Raw genomic sequence first — 17,781 nt, forward strand, 5'->3', positions numbered from 1 at the left:
ACGCCGGGCGCAACATGGCCCGGCGTTGTTGCGTCACCTGCCGGCTTGTGCCGCCTTCAGCCGCCTTCGAAGATGCGCTGGCGCGCATGCCCGATGTGGGCGCGCATGGCCGCCTCGGCGTCTGGCGCCGAACCTTGGGCGATGGCATCGATGATGGCCTGGTGTTCGTCGTCGATGACCTGGATGCGCTCACCCTCCTGGGGTGAACCCAGGTTCTGTGCCAGTTCCATGCACTGGCGGATCGGGCCCAGCGCATGTTCGATGGTGGAGATGAAGAAGGGATTGCGGGTGGCCCGGGCGATGGCCATGTGCAGCGCCAGGTCTTCCTCCACGCCGGTCTGTCCTTCCAGTTGCGCGCGCCGCAGCGCTTGCAGGCAATGGCGCATCAGGGCGATGTCCTCTTCCTCGCGGGCGGTGGCCGCAATGCCTGCCGCACCGACTTCCACGCACTGCCGAAACGCGTAATAGCGCTCCACGTCAGGGATGCTGGCAATCTGCGCCGGCGCGCTGCTTTGCAGGACGGGCAGCCGCTGCACATAGTTGCCCGAGCCCCGGCGCGAGACCACGATGCCTTCCGAACGCAGGCGCGAGAGCGCTTCCCGTACCGTCGTGCGGGAAGCCTCGTAGCGCTGCGCCAGTTCCACTTCGGTGGGCAGCTTGCGGTTCTCACCCAGTTCCCCGCGCAGGATGGAAGCGATGATCTGCTTGCAGATGTGTTCGGACCGGCTGAGCTGGCCGCGACGTGAAGAATCAGGGGAGGGCGGGTTGAATGCTGACATGTACGATGACTGCTGCCGAAGAGTTCGTCTGCGGTCACTATGAAGGGTTCTGCGCCGGGGCGCAAGCCTGGGGCGTCCGGCGCGCGGGAAGATTCACCTTGCCCCTCCGAAATCGCCCTGCCAAGCCATTTCCAGGAAGGAAGCTGCATTTAATTCGGTTGACTTCCCGAGCCGCGATCATTAGAGTTGTCCACCTGCATGAAGAATTAGTCCGACTAATCGCAGCTTAACTTATACGACATCGTATAAATGAAATGATAAAAAAGATAATAAAACTTCATCTGGAGACAGGCATGCATTCCCGATCTGCCTGACACCAGGCGGCCCCGTGCCGCCCGGGGATGCCGGCTGTGCGCCATCCACCGCGAGAGCGGGCGCGCAACCGCACCCCCAGGCGACGGGCCGCGCATTGCCTGCCCTTTGAAGAACTATCCATTTTGGAGACGCCATGAAGTACGTAAGAGGAATCCGCTGGTACATGGTGACGCTGGTCACCCTGGCCCTGATCGTCAATTACCTGGCCCGCAACACGCTATCGGTGGCCGCCCCGACCATGATGAAAGAGCTGGACATGAGTACCCAGCAGTACTCCTACATCGTGGTGGCGTGGCAGATCTGCTATGCGGTCATGCAGCCGGTGGCCGGCTACATCCTCGACGTGGTCGGGACCAAGATCGGTTTCGGCATCTTCGCCCTGGCCTGGTCGCTGGTGTGTGCGGCCGCGGCCCTGGCGACCGGCTGGCAGAGCCTGGCCTTCTTCCGCGCACTGCTGGGCATGACCGAGGCAGCCGGCATTCCTGGCGGCGTGAAGGCGTCCACCGAATGGTTCCCGGCCAAGGAACGGTCGGTGGCCATCGGCTGGTTCAACATCGGCTCGTCCATCGGCGCGCTGTGCGCACCACCCCTGGTGGTATGGACCATCCTGCACGGCGGCTGGAAGATGTCCTTCGTGGTGGTGGGCGTGCTGGGCGTGTTGTGGTTTTTCCTGTGGATGCTGTTCTACAAGAGCCCGCGTGACCAGAAGCTGCTCTCGCCGGAAGAGCGCGCCTACATCCTCGACGGCCAGGAAAAGACCCCTGAAAAAGTCGTGCGCGAAAGCTGGACCAAGATCGTGCGCAGCCAGAATTTCTGGTCGATCGCCATCCCGCGCTTCCTGTCGGAACCGGCGTGGCAGACCTTCAATGCCTGGATCCCCTTGTACATGGCTACCGAGCGCCACATGAACATCAAGGAAATCGCCATGTTCGCCTGGCTGCCTTTCCTGGCGGCCGATATCGGTTGCGTGCTGGGCGGCTACCTGAGCCCGTTCTTCCACAAGCACCTGAATGTGTCGCTCTTCACCTCGCGCAAGCTGGTGATGCTGGTGGGTAGCCTTGCCATGATCGGTCCGGCCTGCGTGGGTTTCGTTGATAGTCCGTATGTGGCCATCGCCTTGCTTTCCATCGGCGGCTTTGCGCACCAGACGCTGTCGGGCGCGTTGTATTCGATCACTTCCGACGTCTTCACCAAGAACCAGGTGGCCACCGCCACCGGCCTGACCGGCATGAGCGGCTACCTGGGCGCGACGCTGTTCACGCTGCTCTTCGGCATTCTCGTCACACAGATTGGCTATGGTCCCTTGTTCGTGCTGCTGGCGGCATTCGACCTGGTGGCCGTGGCGGTGGTGTTCGCCATTGCCCGTCCGCGTCCCGAGGCGATCGCCTGATTGCCCTCGCGCGCGGGTAGCTTCGAAGGGGCGGCGTCTGGGGACGCCGCCCTTTTTCATTGGGATCACCGATCAGTGATCGCCGATGCCGTTCATGCCGTCAGCGGCGGGCGCTGCATCGCGACCCACTCCTGCACCGAGGGGCGCTGCCATTGTGCCTTGGCATAGGCGGCCAGACGCGGCGGCACCGGGTCGCCATGCAGTGCCAGGCGATTGATCATCAACGCCAGGTCGGTATCGGCGATGCACCACTGGCCGAAGAGGTGCTCCGCTCCCTGGGGCAGCAGCGCTTCGGCGAAACGGAACAGTCGTTGCGCTGCGGCCGCTGCCTGTGCCGACAGGGGCGGCTTGCGCGCGCCATAGAAGAGCACTTGGGTATTGCGCTCTTCGCGGATGGGCAGCAGGTCGCTGCGCAACCAGGCTTGCACCTGGCGCGCGCGTGCGCGTGAGGGGAGATGGGCGGGATAGACCGGCGGCCCGCCGAAGACCTCTTCCAGGTATTCGGTGATGGCCGAGGATTCGGACAGCGCCAGCTCGCCATGCTGCAAGGTCGGCACGCGTGCCGTCAGGGAGAGTGCGGCATAGGCGGGGTCGTGATGGGCGGCGGCGTCTAGATCGACCGTGTGCAGCGCGAAGGGCAAGTCCTTCTCGCGCAGGGTGACGAAAACCGACATGGCGTAGGGGCTGGTGTATTGGGCGTCGACGTGGAGTTGCAGGGGCATGGATGACATTGTGTTTTTCCTTGAGAGCAGTGTTCAGAAAGTATGCGACAGCAACGCCTGCCGTTGCGTCATCAGACGCGCGTGCAAGCCCGCGCTGATCGGCAGGAAGGGCAGGCGGACCTCTGGTGCGCACCAGCCATCGGCGTGCAGCAGGGCCTTCAAGGGTGCCGGGCTGAGTTCGGCAAACAGATCGCGGATGACCGGCTGCAACGCGTCGGCAATATGCCTGGCCTGCTGCCACTGGTTGTCACGGACCAGTGCCTGCATCTGCACGTGCCAGCGCGGCATCACGTGCGCTGAGGCGGCGATGACGCCGTGCGCACCCAGGCACAGGGCCATGAAATTCTGCGCGTCATCGCCCGAGAGGATACGCAGCGGGGTCTCGTTGACCAGCCGCTGCATGCGCTCCAGGCTGCCGCCGCATTCCTTGAGGCCGACTACGCGCGGATCCAGCGCCAGTTGTTGCAGTGTCTCCAGCTCGACCTGGCAGCCGGTGCGATAGGGAATGTTGTAGACCAGCACCGGCAGGTCCGCGCTCTCCGTGACCGCTTCCACATGGCGACGGATGCCTTCCTGGGATGGCCGTACGTAAAGCGGTGGCGTCACCAACAAGCCATCAGGCTGCAGCGGTGACAGCGCGCGTGCGCGCAGTACCGCGTCGTGCGTGGACGCGCTCGACAAGCCCATCACCAGCAGCAGCTGCGGGACCGCGGCGCGCAGGGTCGCCAGCAACGCTTCCTGTTCACCTGGCTGCAGCAGGATGCCCTCGCCCGTGGTGGCGCCGACGACCAGTCCGCTGATGCCTTCTCCGGCCAGATGTTGCGCCAGTCGAGCCAGTGCGGCGTGGTCGATGCAGGTCGGGTCACCCGGCGCGAAGGGAGTGACGATGGGGACCCAGACTCCGGTAAAACTTGTGTGCATGTGTACCTCATGGAAAACGGTTGAAGAAAGCCGTTCCACCGGCAGCGCGCCGGGCGAGGTCTGGAAGAAGGGTGTGTTGCGATCCAGTCCCGCCAGGCATTCCGCCGGACGGGACGTGACATCCCCGTCAGCGGAGATGCCGTTTTTTGGTGTTCAGCCCATGCATGCAGGCGCCAGCGGCCGGGAGGGCAGCGGGTGTCTGGATGCGGGATCGCTTCAGGTGCATGGTGTGGGAAGTGATGGGCTGAGCGACGATAGTAAACGAGTTTCGCGCGACATTTCCATTCGTATGCATCAAAACCACAGAGTGCGTTTCAGAATCGCGGCTTCGCATCGGGCATCAGCCTCGCCCGGTGAACGAATTTCCTCCCGTTTCTCAAACCTCTTCGCTATCACCCGCTTGGCGATCATAACCAAGATGGTTATCATGCAAATGGAAAAGCACACGCCTCACTGCAAGCTGGAAGTCGTTCATTCATTGGTTCGCCAAGGGCGGGTGCGCAAGACGGCGTCGGCACTGCTGGGGGCAGCCGCTATGGGTATCGACGAGATGGGCATGGTGGCCATCGTGGCCAGTCTGGGCAAGCGCGACTTCTACAAGAGCATGACTACGCATGACGATCATCGCATCTGGCAGGACGTGTACCGCCCGTCGACACGGCATGGGGTGCTCTATCTCAAGCTGACCGTGGTCGATGATGTGCTGATCGTATCCTTCAAGGAGAAATGACATGAAATGCCCCCAATGCGGAGGTGCTACGCTGGTACGCGACAGGCGCGACCTGCCGTATGCCTACAAAGGCGAAACCACGATGATCGCTGCCGTCAGCGGCCAGTACTGCCCACGTTGCGGGGAATGCTTGCCGGATCCCGACGAAGAAGAAAGGATCTCGGCCGAAGCCTTGGCTTTCAACAAGACGGTCAATGCCGGACTGATCGATCCGGAGGAGATCATTGCCGCGCGCCGGGCATTGCAACTGGGCCAGCGCGAAGCCAGTCTGCTGTTCGGCGGGGGCGTCAATGCCTTCAATCGCTACGAGGCCGGCAAAATCAAGCCGCCTCGCGCGCTGGTGTTGCTGCTGCGGCTGCTGCGCAATCATCCGGGTTTGCTGCGTGAATTGCGCAATGAATCACCTCGCGCACCGCACGCAGTTTCGGTGTGCGCCGTGCAGGAACCCGCCCGGCCTGTGCGTGCGCGAAGGCCTGCCAAGTAAAGCAAGCGCTCCAGAGGGCGCGCCAAAGTCCCTCCTGGCTTGGTTCGCGCGTACGCTGTTTCAGCGAATCTCCGCGCTATACCTGAACTTGCTCGCCGCCCCGCGCGATTGCCGCCATTCCAGCGGCGCACCATCCGAAGCGAAAGCCACACGTTCGATCACCACCACCGGCGTCTTTTCCTTCAGGCCAAGCAGCCGGGCCTGCGCCGCCGTCACTGTTTCCACCGTCAGGGTCTCGCGTGCCGAGGCGACGATGAGTCCGCATTCGCGTTCATAGAGCGGATAGAGCAGGTCGCCGAAATCCTCCGGTGCCTTGTCCGCCAAGGCCTTGAAGCGCTGGGCGCAGAGGTAGATGTTCTCCGCCAGCACCGGCTGCCCATCCACCTTGCGCAGGCGCAGCAGTTCGATCACCCGGGCATGCGCTTTCAGGTGCAAGGCCTCGGCCGCCTGGCGTGGCGCTTCGATGACCTTGCGGCTGACGATGACGCTCTTGGGTGCCAGCGGGCGGCCGTCGGGCGATTCAAAGCGGAAGAAGCGGAACAGCGAGTTGTCGAAACGCGCCTTGCGCACGAAGGTGCCGCGCCCATGGGTGCGTTCCACCAGGCCTTCGCTCATGAGCGTCTCGATCGCGCGGCGCACCGTTCCTACCGCCACCTGGAAAGACTGGCTCAGTTCGGCCTCGGAGGGAATGGCCTGTCCCGGTTGCCACTTCTGGGCACGGATCTGGGCCGCGAGCTGATCGCGCAATTGCAGGTACAACGGCAGGCGCGCATCGGCGCGGTTCTGGTCAAGCATGGAGGGAATGGCCTTGCAAACGGGAAAGTGCCCAGTCTACCTGTGGCGGGCGAGCTTCACAACGACAGGGTGAACAGTGCCGGCCTCCAGCGGGCGGCACAGTGCGCCTTCCCTTGTCCGGCACTTGCGCCCGGTGGATGATGCGCCCAACCCATGTCATGCCGGCCGGACTTTCGCGCCCGGCGATGCAGCGTGGTTTGCCGTAAAGACAAGCAGCCGATGAGGATTGTTGAGTCAACGCAGCTGTGTTATCGTGCGACAACTCATATATATGACTATATGAGTAGTCAACCAGATAAATCAATCAGCTTCGCGCCACCATCGGTTTTCCCCATGCTCCGGCACCGCTTGACGCCGGCGCGGGAACGCCGTAGTTGCGCGCCTTCAGCTTAGAGGACGAGACAATGTTTTCATGGTATCGGCAGGTCACTGCCAAGGAACGCAAGACTTTCTGGGCCTGCTTCAGCGGGTGGGCGCTGGATGCACTGGATGTGCAGATGTTCAGCCTGGCCATCCCCGCGCTGATCGCGGCCTTTTCACTCTCCAAGGCGGACGCCGGCATGATCAGCGGCGCCACCCTGGTGGCGTCGGCCATCGGTGGCTGGTTCGCCGGCGCCCTGTCGGATCGTTACGGGCGCGTCAAGACCCTGCAGATCACCATCATCTGGTTTTCCTTCTTCACCTTCCTGAGCGCCTTCGCCCAGAGCTATCCGCAGCTGCTGGTCCTCAAGGCGCTGCAAGGCTTCGGCTTCGGCGGTGAATGGGCGGCCGGTGCAGTGCTGATGGCCGAGACCATCCGTGCCGAACATCGCGGCCGTGCGATGGGTACCGTGCAGAGCGCCTGGGCCGTCGGCTGGGGCGGTGCGGTGCTGCTGTTCTCGGTGCTCTTCACGATGCTGCCGCAGGAAATGGCGTGGCGCGTGATGTTCGTCATCGGCCTGCTGCCCGCACTGCTGGTGGTCTACGTGCGCCGCTCGGTGCCCGAGACCGATGCCTTCCTGGCCGGCCGCAAGGCCGTCGCCGGCAAGCCTGCGGCCAGTACGCTTCTGGGCATCTTCCGCCCTGACGTGCTGCGCCTGACCCTCATCGGCAGCCTGCTAGGCGTGGGCGCACACGGTGGCTACTACGCGCTGATGACCTGGCTGCCCACTTACCTGAAGACCGAGAAGCACCTGTCGGTACTCTCCACCGGCGGTTACCTGGCCGTCATCATCATCGCCTTCTGGTGCGGTTGCATCGCCAGTGCGCAATTGCTGGACCGCATCGGTCGCCGCCGCACCGTGGCGTCCTTCGCGCTGTGCTGCGTGGCCACCGTGCTGTGCTACATCTTCCTGCCGCTCACCGATACCCAGATGCTGATCTGCGGCTTCCCGCTGGGCTTCTTCGCTGCCGGCATCCCGGCCAGCCTGGGTGCGCTGTTCAACGAGCTCTACCCGAGCGGCATCCGTGGCACCGGCGTGGGCTTCTGCTACAACTTCGGGCGCGTGGCCTCGGCCGGCTTCCCGGTGCTGGTCGGCCACATGAGCGACTCCATGCCGCTGGGCCAGGCCATCGGCATCGATGCCGCCATCGCTTATTCGCTGGTGGTGATCGCCGTGCTGATGCTGCCCGAAACCAAGGGCCGCCAGATGGAAACCGGCGCATGAACACCACCCCCGCCATGGCCCTACCGGCGCTGCGCATCGACACCCATGCGCACGTGTTTGCGCGCAGCCTGCCGATGGCCGCCGCGCGCCGCTATACGCCTGCCTACGACGTCACCGTCGAGGAGTACCTGGCGCGCCTGGATGCGCATGGCATGAGCCACGGCGTGCTGGTGCAGCCCAGCTTCCTGGGCAGCGACAACAGCTACCTGCTGCAGGCCATCGCCCGCGCGCCGCAGCGCCTGCGCGGCATCGCCATGATCGATGCGCAGTGCGAGGACACGCAATTGCAGGCCCTGCATCAAGGGGGCGTGGTCGGGGTGCGTTTCAACCTGGTCGGCGGCGCACCGTTGCCCGATTTCCAGGGCGCGTGGCGCGACACGCTCACCCGCGTTGCCGCCCTGGGCTGGCAGGTCGAGATCCATCGCGAGGCAGGTGATTTGCCGCTGGTGCTGGAGCCCTTGCTGAAGTTGGGCCTGAAGGTGGTGGTCGATCACTTCGGCCGGGTCGACCCGGCATTGGGTGTGGACGATCCGGGATTTCGCTACCTGCTCTCCACCGGCGCTTCGCGCCAGGTGTGGGTCAAATTGTCGGCGCAGTACCGCAATGGCGGCAGCGAGGGGGGCGCACATTTCGCCGGCCAGGCATGGCCGCTGCTGCGCCAGCACCTGGGGACGGATCGGTTGCTGTGGGGCAGCGACTGGCCGCATACCCAGCATGAAAGCATGACCAGCTATGCCGACAGCTGGCGGCGCTTTGAAACCCTGGTCAGCGACGAGGCAGATCGTCGTCGCATCACTGGCGAGACGGCGGCGCAGCTGTTCCAGTTCGCCTGAGCCTGCAACAGGCTGGAGGGCGGCCGCCTTGGGCCATGGCATTCCGGACCCGGTTCGCATGACGAGCTGGGTCCTTTGTTTTTGCGGGAAAGGAAATGGCGGATTGCCAATCTTCCTGCGTGATGGAAATGCCGCATCGGGCGGCGCAAGCAATGAGGGAAAGGGGTATCACCATGAAATGGTTCATGAACAGGAAGATCGCCACCAAGCTGCTGCTGTCCTTCGTGACGGTGCTGGGGCTGATGAGTGCACTGGGTCTGTTTGCGGTCTACCAGATGGACAAGGTCAATGACGCAGCCACCGAAATCGCCCACAAATGGGAACCCGGCATCCGCATCAGCCTGATGCTGGAACGCACGCTGGTGCGCGTGCGCTCCACTGAATTCCAGCACATCCTGGGCAATGAGCAGACCATGGCCACGCTGGAAAAGGCACTCACCGAGCGCTATGCCGAATTTGCCACGCTGGAGACACAGTATCGCCAGCTCGGTCTCACCGCCGAGGAAGCCAGCGCCTTCGACCAGCTCAGCAAGACGCTGGCGGCCTATCTGGTGGAACACAAGAAAATCATCGCGCTGTCCCGGGACAATCACAAGGAAGACGCCCTGGCCCTGACCAAGGGCGATTCGCTCAAGGCCTATCGCGCCATCGAGAAGCAATTCGCCACCCTGCGCCAAGCCAACATCGACCACAAGGAAGAAGCCAACACCCGCGCCGACCAGGTCTTCGGGAGTTCGCAGCGCTGGATCATCGGGCTGCTGGTGGCCGGCATCCTGATCGGCCTGGTACTGGCCATCGCCATTGCCCGGGTGGTCTCGCATCCGCTGGCCGAAGCGCTGACACTGGCGCGGCGCGTGGCCGCCAATGATCTCAGCGGCCAGGTCAGCGTGCGCAGCCGTGACGAAACCGGCCAGCTCATGCAAGCGTTGAATGACATGACGGCAAGCCTGGGCAGCATGGTGGGTGAAGTCCATCGCAGCATCGCCATCATCAACACGGCGTCCGGCGAAATCGCCAGCGGCAATGCCGACCTGTCTTCCCGCACCGAATCGCAGGCCTCCAGCCTGGAAGAGACGGCCTCGGCGATGGAGCAGCTGACCTCCACCGTGCGCCAGAATGCCGATCACGCGCACCAGGCCAACGAACTGGTGAACACGTCCTCGCGCCTGGCCAGCGAAGGGGGGGCCGTGGTGGACCGCGTGGTGCAGACCATGGGCGAGATCCGTACCGGATCGGCGCGCATTGCCGACATCATCGGGGTCATCGACGGGATCGCCTTCCAGACCAATATCCTGGCCTTGAACGCCGCCGTGGAAGCGGCGCGTGCCGGCGAACAAGGGCGTGGCTTTGCCGTGGTCGCCACCGAAGTGCGCAGCCTGGCCCAGCGTTCGGCCGCCGCCGCGCGCGAGATCAAGGAGCTCATCGAGGGATCGGTACAGCAGGTGGCCACCGGCGCGGACCTGGTCGACCAGGCCGGACGGACCATGCACCAGATCGTGGATTCAGTGGCGCGCGTGGCCACCCTGATGAGTGAAATTGCCGTGGCCAGCCGCGAACAAAGCCGCGGCATCGAAGAGATCAACAACGCCGTCACGCAGATGGATGAAGGTACCCAGCAGAACGCCGCGCTGGTGGAACAGGCCGCCGCAGCCGCTCATTCCCTGCGCGACCAGACGCACCAGCTGGCGGGCCTGGTCGCTCGCTTCCAGCTGCGCACTGCATGAGAACCAGCCAAAGCGATTGATGCATGGCCTGCATCAACACCCATCATTGATGCATCCGCTGCACCATCGCTCCAGCGGATCATTCCTCCAGCGCGCCGCCGGCCTCACTCGATCCAGCTCAACTGCGTGAGCTTGACGCGCTCGCCCAGGCGCGGCGCATTGACCAGGTGCCACGCCGTGTATTGCTCGGCATAGGCGGTGTCGGAGGCCATCAGGTCGACCGGCACCACCACGTCAAAGCCACGGAAGGCGGCGCTGGCCGCCGTATGCAGCACTGCGCCGTGGGCGGCAGCACCGATGCAGACCACGGTCTTGATACCTTTTTCGCGCAGCATCTTTTCCAGGTCGGTGTTGACGAACTTGTCCGGGCCGGATTTGAACAGCGGCTCGCCGCCCTGCATGGCGGCTTCAGGCCAGATGTCGGCCGGGGTACTGTTGCCGCCCAGGGTGTAGATCACCGGAACCTTCTTCTCGCGTGCCATGGCCAGCAGCTTGGCCACGCGCGGCAGCATGGCCACGCAGCGCGGACGCGTATCCGGATGGCAGGTCTGGCGTGCGATGTCGAGCACCAGCACGGCGGTGGTGGCCGGGTCGATGACCACGTGCGACAGCGCCGGCGCGGCCGGGGCCTTCACCGCCGACCAGTCGTCATAGACGCCTTGGGCCGCAGCCGGGATGCTTGCCGCGAGGCCCATCAGGGCTGCCAGGAGGGCGTGGGAAAAGAGGCGCATGGGTTTCCTTTCAGGAACAGGGGGAGCCTGGAGAATCGGTATGGTTGTTCATTTCGTGCTCACTTCCCGCAGCGTGCGATACTCTGCCCGCCACGCGGAAACAAATTATCGCTGAGCTTGTCCTATCGCGCAGGCCAGGCAGCGCATTTGTGCCACCGGGGACAAGCCGCCAGGGAAGCGGCGCGACGGATAATATTTCACCAGGACAACATCTTGCCGATGGGGCGGCTGAAAGACAGCATTGAACAAACTGCTTGCACGACTCGGGCTGGGTTTGACCGGCCTGGTTTTCTTCTGGGCACTGGAGTGCATCAGCACCAACGAACTGGCCAAGAGCGGCGTGCTCATGGCAGCCGCCTTGCCGGGCATCGCCGGGCTGTTCCTGGTCTTGCCGTGGCTGCGCGAGCGTCCGCGCTGGTTCTCGCGCACGGCCCTGGCCATCATCGGGCTGTTCTTCCTGGATGCAGCCATCAAGGGGTTCCTGCGCGACTACTTCGGCCTGCGCCCCAATCCCATCCTGGTGCTGCAAGCCATCTTCAACACCAACCCGGCCGAGAGCAGCGAATTCTTCCGTCATAACGGCCGCGACCTGGCCGAGTCACTGGGCCTACTGCTGGTGGCCTGGACGGGGCTGTGGCTGGGCGAACGCTGGCTGCAGCGCCGTGAGCAGGTACGGCCAGCCGCGCCGTGGCGCTGGCGCGGCCGGTTGGCCGTGGGCAGCTTGCTGGCCGTGTTCGTGGCATTGCATTTCAATCCCACCATGGCCAAGGAAAATCCGCTGCTGTTCTGGCCCATCCGTTATCTGGACTATCGCGAGCAACTGGCCCAGGCTGCCCACATGGAAGCGGACGTGGCCCGCAACATGGCGCATCGCTCCGACTGGCAGGTGCGTTATGCGGGGCCCGAGCGCAACACCGTGGTGTGGATCATCGGCGAGAGCCTCAATCGCGCCAACATGTCGCTCTATGGCTATGAGCGCCCCACCTCGCCCACGCTGGAATCGATGCGCAAGGAGCTCATCGTGTTCCGTGACGTGGTCTCCTCGGCGCCGGCCACCATGGACTCGCTGATGAAGATGCTGACGCCGGCCGACCTCAACGATCCCCAGGCCTGGAACCGCAAGCCCGATGTGCTGATGCTGGCGCGCGAAGCAGGGTTCCGGATTCACTGGCTCTCCAACCAGCCGCCCAATGATGGCTGGCTGGGCCTGGTCTCGCGCCGTGCCGACGAGCAGGTGTTCATCAACAAGGGATCCGGGCGCGGCGAAAACAATTTCGACGGCAACCTGCTGCCGGCGCTGGAGACCGCCCTGCAGGACCCGGCCCCGAAAAAGCTGATCGTGGTGCACCTGCTGGGCGCGCATCCTACCTACGACATGCGCTATCCCAGCCAGTACGCGCGCTTTGACACCGTGCGTGATGGCGTGATGGAAAAACTGGAGGGGGCCGATCGTTCGGCATGGATACGCCAGCTGCGCAATGAATACGACAACGCCATGGCCTACAACGATTACGTGGTCGGCAACATGGCCAGGCTGACCATGAATGCGGCACGTGAAGACAATGCCAGCCTGCTCTTCAGTTCCGACCACGCGCAGGAAGTGGGCCATACCCGCAATCACGCCGGCCAGTCGGTCGCCGACGCCACCGGTTATGAAATCCCCATGCTGGTCTGGACCCGCTCCTTCACCGGCAAGAGTCCGGAAGACAAGGCCCGTCTCGAATACCGTCCCTACCAGACTGACCAGCTGGAGCATACGGTCATGGGCCTCATGGGCGTGCGCTCACGCTATTACGATGCGCGCCATGACATCTTGAGCGAGGACTTCACCAGCGGCGTGTTCCACCAGCAGCGACGCATCAACGGCCAGCCTTACCAGCCGCGCACCGTGGCCTACAACCAGAATTGACGCAGCCAGCGCAGGCCTTCGGCCTGCCGCAGGATCCCGCCAGTTCTCGTATCATGCTGCTTTCGTCGCAGATCCCGCCATGTCCACTTCCCCCGAAATCGCCTTTCCCCGCCACGCCGTGATCATCGGCACCGGCGCCGTCGGCCTGATGAGCGCCATCCACGCACTCGACCAGGGCTTGCAGGTGACCCTGCTCGATTTCAACGAGGCCGGCAGCCAGGAGGCGTCCAGCTATGGCAATGCCGGCTGGCTGTCCTCGCACTCGGTGATCCCGCCGGTGGAGCCGGGCATGTGGAAGAAGGTGCCCGGCTACCTGGTGGATCCGCTGGGTCCCTTGTCGATCCGCTGGCGTTACCTGCCGCGCCTCACCCCCTGGCTGGTGCGCAATCTCGCCAGCGCGCGCCGTGATCGCATCCGCACCACCGCACGCGCCCTGCGCACGCTGGTGGCCGACGCCCGCAGCCTGCATCTGGAAGTGGCGCAGCGTGCCGGTGTGGCGCACCTGATCGATACCTCGGGCGTGCTGCACGTCTACCGTTCGCGCCGGCATTTCGACAATGACGCCTTCGGCTGGGGCGTGCGCCGCGAGCTGGGCATCCAGTGGCAGGAAGTGGAGGGCGCGGCCCTGCGCGAACGCGAACCGGACCTGGACCCGGCCTTCGGCTTTGCGGTACAGGTCGACGAGGCCGGCCATTGCCGCAATCCCGGGGCTTACCTGCAGGCCTTGCAGGCCTATGCGTTGGCGCGCGGAGCGTGCCGGGTCGAGGGACGGGCCACCGGTTTCCGCGTGGAGAGCGGTCGCTTGAAGGCGGTGCTGACCGAACACGGTGAACTGGCCTGCGACGCTGCCGTCATCTGCGCGGGCGCACGCTCCAAGGCCCTGGCCGCCGCCGCCGGCGATCACGTGCAACTGGAGAGCGAGCGCGGCTATCACGCCGTCATTGGCGGGCACGAGCATGCAGCGCGTGCCCGCACGCCGATGATGGTGTCCGAATTCAAGATCATCGCCACGCAGATGGAAACGGGCTTGCGCATCGCCGGCCAGGTCGAGTTCGCGTCCTTCGAGGCGGCGCCTGACTGGCGGCGCGGCGAGATCATGCGCGACATCGCCCTGAAACTCTTCCCCGGCCTGCCGCGCACGCTGCCGGCGGAAGACGTGAAATACTGGCTGGGCCGCCGTCCCAGCACCCCCGACGGCATGCCCTGCATCGGCCCGGCCAGCGCCAGCGGCGACATCATCCACGCCTATGGACACGGTCACATCGGCCTGGGCTGCTCGGCGCGCACCGGGCGCATCGTCGCGCAGCTGCTGGCGGGGCAGGCGCCGGAAATCGACCTGGCGCCGTTCAGCCCGCAGCGCTTCTGAGGTCCGGCTTCAGAAAACGATATCGGCCGCCGCCGTGATGGTGGTGCGCACGCCATGCGCCCCCAGGTTGGACAGCGTGGCCTGGTGGTGGGCCACCACCTGCTCCACCGACAACACCCCATTGGGCGCGGTGGTGTGCGCCCCGGCCGCCAGCGTCACCGGGAAGCCCAGCGCCAGCGCGCGGCGCACGGTCGATTCCACGCAGAACTCGGTCTGCATGCCGCCGATCACCAGGCGCGTTACGCCACGGTCGCGCAGCAGCGACTCCAGTGCCGTCTGGTGGAAGGCGTCCGAGCCGCGCTTGCGCAGGGTGAGGTCATCGTCCTGGTGTTGCAATCCCTGTGCGAGTTGCCACCCGGCACTGTCGTGTTGCAAGCTGCCGCTGTCCTCATGCTGCACGAAGATCACCGGGGCACCCGCCGCGCGCGCACGGGCCGAGAGCAGGTTGATGTTGGCAATGGTGGCCGCGCCGTTGGCGACCGGCTCGGGGCCGGTGCACAGGGCTTGCTGGACGTCGATGATGAGCAGGGCAGTGGTCATGGTGGCGAACGCGTGGACAAGAGTGCGCTAGGGTAACAGAGCCCCGGCCAAGCGGCCCCGCAAGGATCTTGCCAGCCTGACACTGCGGCAATTTGTCCCATTACATCGGCCCCGGTGCTTGGCTACAATGAGGTCTCCCGAGCTTATTCCGTTTTTGCAACAATCTCCATGACTGCCCTCTTTGACCGCGTTGAAGGCTTCCTGCGCAAGGCATCCGGACTGCATATCCTGCTGGCCCTGCTGCTGGTGTGCGGCCTGCTGTGCTGGGCAGTGTGGGTATGGGCCACCGGCGAGGGCCGCACGCCCTTCGGCATGCTGGACTTCTGCATCACGCCGCCGGCGAAGTAAGCCTCCCGTCGCCCGGTTTCCCCGCCTTCCTGCACGCCCGGCCTCAAGCGCCCTACAATGGCCGCTTCCCCGTTTTTCATCGGCCGCATGCCTGCTTCGCCTTCCTCCAGTGCCTTCCACCCCCGCCTGACCCTGCAGACGCTCACCCGTGGTGAGGGCTTGCTGGGCATGCGCGCGCACGGCCTGTTCGGGCCGCGTGGCGGCATGGTGACGGTGGCGCAGATCGACTGGGTCTATGGCGAGGGGGCACAGCGCTGGAGCATGCCGGCCCCTGTGGGCCACCCCGATGACGAGGCCGGTTACACGCCCGCGCATGTCGTGCGCGATCACGCCGCCGAGGCGGCAGCACTGGAGAGCATTCGCGAGATGGGCCTGCTGCCCCTGCGTGAGGATGCCCTGCAATGGCGTGCCGAGAATCCCCTGCATGACGCCGGTCCGCTCTGGACCCTGATGCTGGAAGAATCCTTCGGCGATTTCTGGGCCGACCAGGCCCCGCTTTTGCAGCAGCAGGGCTGGACCTTGCGCGTGCATCCGGGGTTTGCGCATGAGAGCGTACCGGTGACGGCCTGGCGCTTCGTCGTCAGCAGCCCGGCCGGCGAGACCGGTGCGCGCGAGGTGGCCGCGCCCCTGCAGCCGCGCGCCTTCTCCAGCGAGATCTTCGATGGCCTCGACCCCAGTGGCCGCTGGCTGCTGGCGATGGGCATCGAGGTCGATGGCCAGACCCTGGATGTGGCGCCGATGGTGGCCGACCTGTTGCGGCGCGACCCGCGCTGGGCCGATGCGCAACAGGTGGAGCGCATGGATCCGCATGCCGTGATCTCGCTGCGTGCACCGGGCGGCCGCCGCATCGATGCCATGGCCGGTCCACTCAAGGCGGTGGTGCTGTCCTTGCTGGATCTGCTGGTGGACCTCAAGCGCAAGGACGGTCCGCTGCAGCTCTCGCCCTGGGATGCCCATCGTCTGGATAGCCTGCAGACCGACCTGCAAGCGCTGCAGGGTGGCGCGTCCTGGCACATGAGCGGCGCTGCCGGCGTACTGCAACTGGCACAGCGACTGCGTGCCGCCGGCAGCGTTGCACCGGTAGCACCACCGGCAGGATTGGGCCTGACCCTGCGCGGCTACCAGCTGCAAGGCGTGGCCTGGATGCAGTACCTGCGCCAGCACGGCCTGGCCGGCATCCTGGCCGACGACATGGGCCTGGGCAAGACGGCGCAGGTGCTGGCCCATCTGCTCATCGAACAACAAGAGGGCCGGCTCGACCTGCCCGCGCTGGTGGTGGTGCCGACCTCGCTGCTGTTCAACTGGCAGCAGGAAGCCCAACGCATCGCCCCGGCCCTGCGCGTGCAGGTGCTGCATGGCCAGGACCGCGCGCGCCATGCCGGTGCCATCGGGCAGGGACAGGCCGACCTGGTGCTGACTACCTATCCGCTGCTGTGGCGCGATCTCGACCTGCTGCTGTCGCTGCGCTTTCACCTGCTGGTGCTGGATGAGGCGCAGACCATCAAGAACGCCGCCGCCCGCAGCACTGCCGCCGCACGCCGCCTGCACGCACGTCATCGGCTTTGCATGACCGGCACGCCGCTGGAAAACCATCTCGGCGAATTGTGGAGCCAGTTCCATTTCCTCATGCCCGGTTTTCTCGGCGATGCGCGCAGCTTCGCGCGGCTCTGGCGCAAGCCCATCGAGCAGCAGGGCGAGACCGTCCGTGCCCGCCTGCTGGCCCAGCGCGTGCGGCCCTTCATCCTGCGCCGGCGCAAGGAGGATGTCTTGCAGGAGCTGCCGGCGCGCATCGAGATCGTCGAGCGCCTGCAACTGCAGGGCCGCCAGCGCGAGCTCTACGAGAGCGTGCGCATCGCTGCCGACAAGCAGGTTCGCCGTGCGCTGGAACGCCGGGGCCTCGGCAGCAGCCAGGTCTCGGTGATGGATGCGCTGCTCAAGCTGCGCCAGGTCTGCTGCGATCCCTACCTGTTGAAGCAGGGCCGCATGCCGCGCGGGCTGGAGCGCGCCAAGATCGAGTGGCTGCGCGATACCCTGCCCGCGCTGGTGGAGGAGGGGCGGCGCATCCTGCTGTTCTCGCAATTCACCAGCATGCTGGCCTTGATCGAAGCAGAACTGCAGGCGCTGCAACTGCCTTGCCTCATGCTCACCGGTGACACCGAACCGGCCGCCCGCAGCGGTGTGATTGAACGCTTCCAGCAAGGTGACGTGCCGCTGATGCTGGTGAGCCTGAAGGTGGGGGGCGTCGGCCTCAATCTCACCGCCGCCGATACCGTGGTACTGGCCGATCCCTGGTGGAACCCGGCCGTGGAAGAGCAGGCCATTGCCCGCGCGCACCGGCTGGGGCAGACGCGCCAGGTGTTCGTCTACAAGCTGGTCATCGAGGGCAGTATCGAAGAACGCCTGCTCGAACTGCAGACGCGCAAGTCGGCGCTGGCCGAGGGCATGCTGGGGCACGATGACACCGCCACCATCAAGTTCGGCGAAGAGGAATTGCAGGCCTTGCTGGCACCGCTGGGGGCGGGCATTGCGGAGAAAATCCTGTCATAAG

The 17,781-nt window shown here is 65.0% G+C and carries 16 protein-coding genes; 10 read left to right on the plus strand and 6 right to left on the minus strand.

Annotated elements, in window-relative coordinates:
• Positions 1-56 precede the first annotated feature (56 nt).
• The gene (locus CEJ45_RS13035) at positions 57-779 is read right to left on the minus strand and encodes a FadR/GntR family transcriptional regulator (protein WP_088755517.1); all 723 of its coding nucleotides are present in this window, start codon (positions 777-779) and stop codon (positions 57-59) included.
• Between the two features lie 448 nt (positions 780-1,227).
• Between CEJ45_RS13035 and CEJ45_RS13040 the strand changes: the two genes are divergently transcribed.
• Positions 1,228-2,484 carry an MFS transporter gene (locus CEJ45_RS13040; RefSeq protein ID WP_088755518.1) on the plus strand — a complete coding sequence of 419 codons (1,257 nt, stop codon included), beginning with the start codon at positions 1,228-1,230 and terminating at the stop codon, positions 2,482-2,484.
• Between the two features lie 92 nt (positions 2,485-2,576).
• Here the strand turns inward: CEJ45_RS13040 and yfcF are convergent, their stop codons facing one another.
• A complete protein-coding gene (gene yfcF, locus CEJ45_RS13045) occupies positions 2,577-3,215 on the minus strand; it encodes a glutathione transferase (protein WP_088755519.1) in 639 nt (212 codons plus the stop codon).
• A 24-nt stretch (positions 3,216-3,239) separates the two neighbouring features.
• A complete protein-coding gene (dapA, locus tag CEJ45_RS13050; protein WP_088755520.1) occupies positions 3,240-4,127 on the minus strand; it encodes a 4-hydroxy-tetrahydrodipicolinate synthase in 888 nt (295 codons plus the stop codon).
• Positions 4,128-4,560: 433 nt separating this feature from the next.
• On the opposite strand from dapA, the gene CEJ45_RS13055 reads away from it, so the two are divergent.
• Positions 4,561-4,857 carry a type II toxin-antitoxin system MqsR family toxin gene (locus CEJ45_RS13055; protein ID WP_034331747.1) on the plus strand — a complete coding sequence of 99 codons (297 nt, stop codon included), beginning with the start codon at positions 4,561-4,563 and terminating at the stop codon, positions 4,855-4,857.
• A 1-nt stretch (position 4,858) separates the two neighbouring features.
• Positions 4,859-5,341 (plus strand): type II TA system antitoxin MqsA family protein, encoded by a 483-nt coding sequence (locus tag CEJ45_RS13060; protein WP_088755521.1) that lies wholly within the window; start codon positions 4,859-4,861, stop codon positions 5,339-5,341.
• Positions 5,342-5,401: 60 nt separating this feature from the next.
• Here CEJ45_RS13060 and CEJ45_RS13065 read toward each other — a convergent pair whose 3' ends face one another.
• Positions 5,402-6,136 (minus strand): GntR family transcriptional regulator, encoded by a 735-nt coding sequence (locus tag CEJ45_RS13065; protein ID WP_088755522.1) that lies wholly within the window; start codon positions 6,134-6,136, stop codon positions 5,402-5,404.
• A gap of 404 nt (positions 6,137-6,540) precedes the next feature.
• Between CEJ45_RS13065 and CEJ45_RS13070 the strand changes: the two genes are divergently transcribed.
• From CEJ45_RS13070 to CEJ45_RS13080, 3 genes are all read left to right on the plus strand, one after another.
• On the plus strand, positions 6,541-7,782 hold the full coding sequence (locus tag CEJ45_RS13070) for an MFS transporter (RefSeq protein ID WP_088755523.1): 1,242 nt from the start codon (positions 6,541-6,543) through the stop codon (positions 7,780-7,782).
• The gene (locus CEJ45_RS13075; protein ID WP_420913293.1) at positions 7,779-8,615 is read left to right on the plus strand and encodes an amidohydrolase family protein; all 837 of its coding nucleotides are present in this window, start codon (positions 7,779-7,781) and stop codon (positions 8,613-8,615) included. Before CEJ45_RS13070 ends, CEJ45_RS13075 begins: the two co-directional genes overlap by 4 nt.
• Positions 8,616-8,788: 173 nt before the next feature.
• Complete coding sequence (locus CEJ45_RS13080; protein WP_088755524.1) at positions 8,789-10,339, plus strand: methyl-accepting chemotaxis protein; 1,551 nt, start codon at positions 8,789-8,791, stop codon at positions 10,337-10,339.
• A 104-nt stretch (positions 10,340-10,443) separates the two neighbouring features.
• Here CEJ45_RS13080 and CEJ45_RS13085 read toward each other — a convergent pair whose 3' ends face one another.
• The gene (locus CEJ45_RS13085; protein ID WP_088755525.1) at positions 10,444-11,070 is read right to left on the minus strand and encodes a cysteine hydrolase family protein; all 627 of its coding nucleotides are present in this window, start codon (positions 11,068-11,070) and stop codon (positions 10,444-10,446) included.
• Between the two features lie 241 nt (positions 11,071-11,311).
• Here CEJ45_RS13085 and CEJ45_RS13090 point away from each other — a divergent pair, with 241 nt between their 5' ends.
• Together CEJ45_RS13090 and CEJ45_RS13095 are read left to right on the plus strand one after the other, a co-directional pair.
• The gene (locus tag CEJ45_RS13090) at positions 11,312-12,979 is read left to right on the plus strand and encodes a phosphoethanolamine transferase (protein WP_088755526.1); all 1,668 of its coding nucleotides are present in this window, start codon (positions 11,312-11,314) and stop codon (positions 12,977-12,979) included.
• A gap of 79 nt (positions 12,980-13,058) precedes the next feature.
• Positions 13,059-14,345: an NAD(P)/FAD-dependent oxidoreductase gene (locus CEJ45_RS13095; RefSeq protein ID WP_088755527.1), complete on the plus strand. Its 1,287-nt coding sequence runs from the start codon at positions 13,059-13,061 to the stop codon at positions 14,343-14,345.
• Between the two features lie 9 nt (positions 14,346-14,354).
• On the opposite strand, the gene CEJ45_RS13100 is transcribed toward CEJ45_RS13095, so the two are convergent.
• Positions 14,355-14,885, minus strand: coding sequence for a cysteine hydrolase family protein (locus CEJ45_RS13100; protein ID WP_088755528.1), 531 nt, complete (start codon positions 14,883-14,885; stop codon positions 14,355-14,357).
• A 168-nt stretch (positions 14,886-15,053) separates the two neighbouring features.
• On the opposite strand from CEJ45_RS13100, the gene CEJ45_RS13105 reads away from it, so the two are divergent.
• Together CEJ45_RS13105 and CEJ45_RS13110 are read left to right on the plus strand one after the other, a co-directional pair.
• On the plus strand, positions 15,054-15,233 hold the full coding sequence (locus CEJ45_RS13105; protein ID WP_034331740.1) for a hypothetical protein: 180 nt from the start codon (positions 15,054-15,056) through the stop codon (positions 15,231-15,233).
• A gap of 57 nt (positions 15,234-15,290) precedes the next feature.
• Positions 15,291-17,780 carry a DEAD/DEAH box helicase gene (locus CEJ45_RS13110; RefSeq protein WP_088755529.1) on the plus strand — a complete coding sequence of 830 codons (2,490 nt, stop codon included), beginning with the start codon at positions 15,291-15,293 and terminating at the stop codon, positions 17,778-17,780.
• The last annotated feature ends 1 nt before the right edge of the window (position 17,781 follow it).

Origin of the sequence: Herbaspirillum aquaticum, from assembly GCF_002213425.1 — a bacterium.
GTDB lineage: Bacteria > Pseudomonadota > Gammaproteobacteria > Burkholderiales > Burkholderiaceae_D > Herbaspirillum > Herbaspirillum aquaticum.

Coding starts and splice junctions, on each gene's coding strand:
- yfcF (WP_088755519.1), bottom strand. CDS start 3,215: ATGTCATCCATGCCCCTGCAACTCCACGTCGACGCCCAATACACCAGC.
- CEJ45_RS13065 (WP_088755522.1), bottom strand. CDS start 6,136: ATGCTTGACCAGAACCGCGCCGATGCGCGCCTGCCGTTGTACCTGCAA.
- CEJ45_RS13055 (WP_034331747.1), top strand. CDS start 4,561: ATGGAAAAGCACACGCCTCACTGCAAGCTGGAAGTCGTTCATTCATTG.
- CEJ45_RS13060 (WP_088755521.1), top strand. CDS start 4,859: ATGAAATGCCCCCAATGCGGAGGTGCTACGCTGGTACGCGACAGGCGC.
- CEJ45_RS13110 (WP_088755529.1), top strand. CDS start 15,291: ATGGCCGCTTCCCCGTTTTTCATCGGCCGCATGCCTGCTTCGCCTTCC.
- CEJ45_RS13095 (WP_088755527.1), top strand. CDS start 13,059: ATGTCCACTTCCCCCGAAATCGCCTTTCCCCGCCACGCCGTGATCATC.
- CEJ45_RS13070 (WP_088755523.1), top strand. CDS start 6,541: ATGTTTTCATGGTATCGGCAGGTCACTGCCAAGGAACGCAAGACTTTC.
- CEJ45_RS13080 (WP_088755524.1), top strand. CDS start 8,789: ATGAAATGGTTCATGAACAGGAAGATCGCCACCAAGCTGCTGCTGTCC.
- dapA (WP_088755520.1), bottom strand. CDS start 4,127: ATGCACACAAGTTTTACCGGAGTCTGGGTCCCCATCGTCACTCCCTTC.
- CEJ45_RS13040 (WP_088755518.1), top strand. CDS start 1,228: ATGAAGTACGTAAGAGGAATCCGCTGGTACATGGTGACGCTGGTCACC.
- CEJ45_RS13085 (WP_088755525.1), bottom strand. CDS start 11,070: ATGCGCCTCTTTTCCCACGCCCTCCTGGCAGCCCTGATGGGCCTCGCG.
- CEJ45_RS13075 (WP_420913293.1), top strand. CDS start 7,779: ATGAACACCACCCCCGCCATGGCCCTACCGGCGCTGCGCATCGACACC.
- CEJ45_RS13100 (WP_088755528.1), bottom strand. CDS start 14,885: ATGACCACTGCCCTGCTCATCATCGACGTCCAGCAAGCCCTGTGCACC.
- CEJ45_RS13105 (WP_034331740.1), top strand. CDS start 15,054: ATGACTGCCCTCTTTGACCGCGTTGAAGGCTTCCTGCGCAAGGCATCC.
- CEJ45_RS13035 (WP_088755517.1), bottom strand. CDS start 779: ATGTCAGCATTCAACCCGCCCTCCCCTGATTCTTCACGTCGCGGCCAG.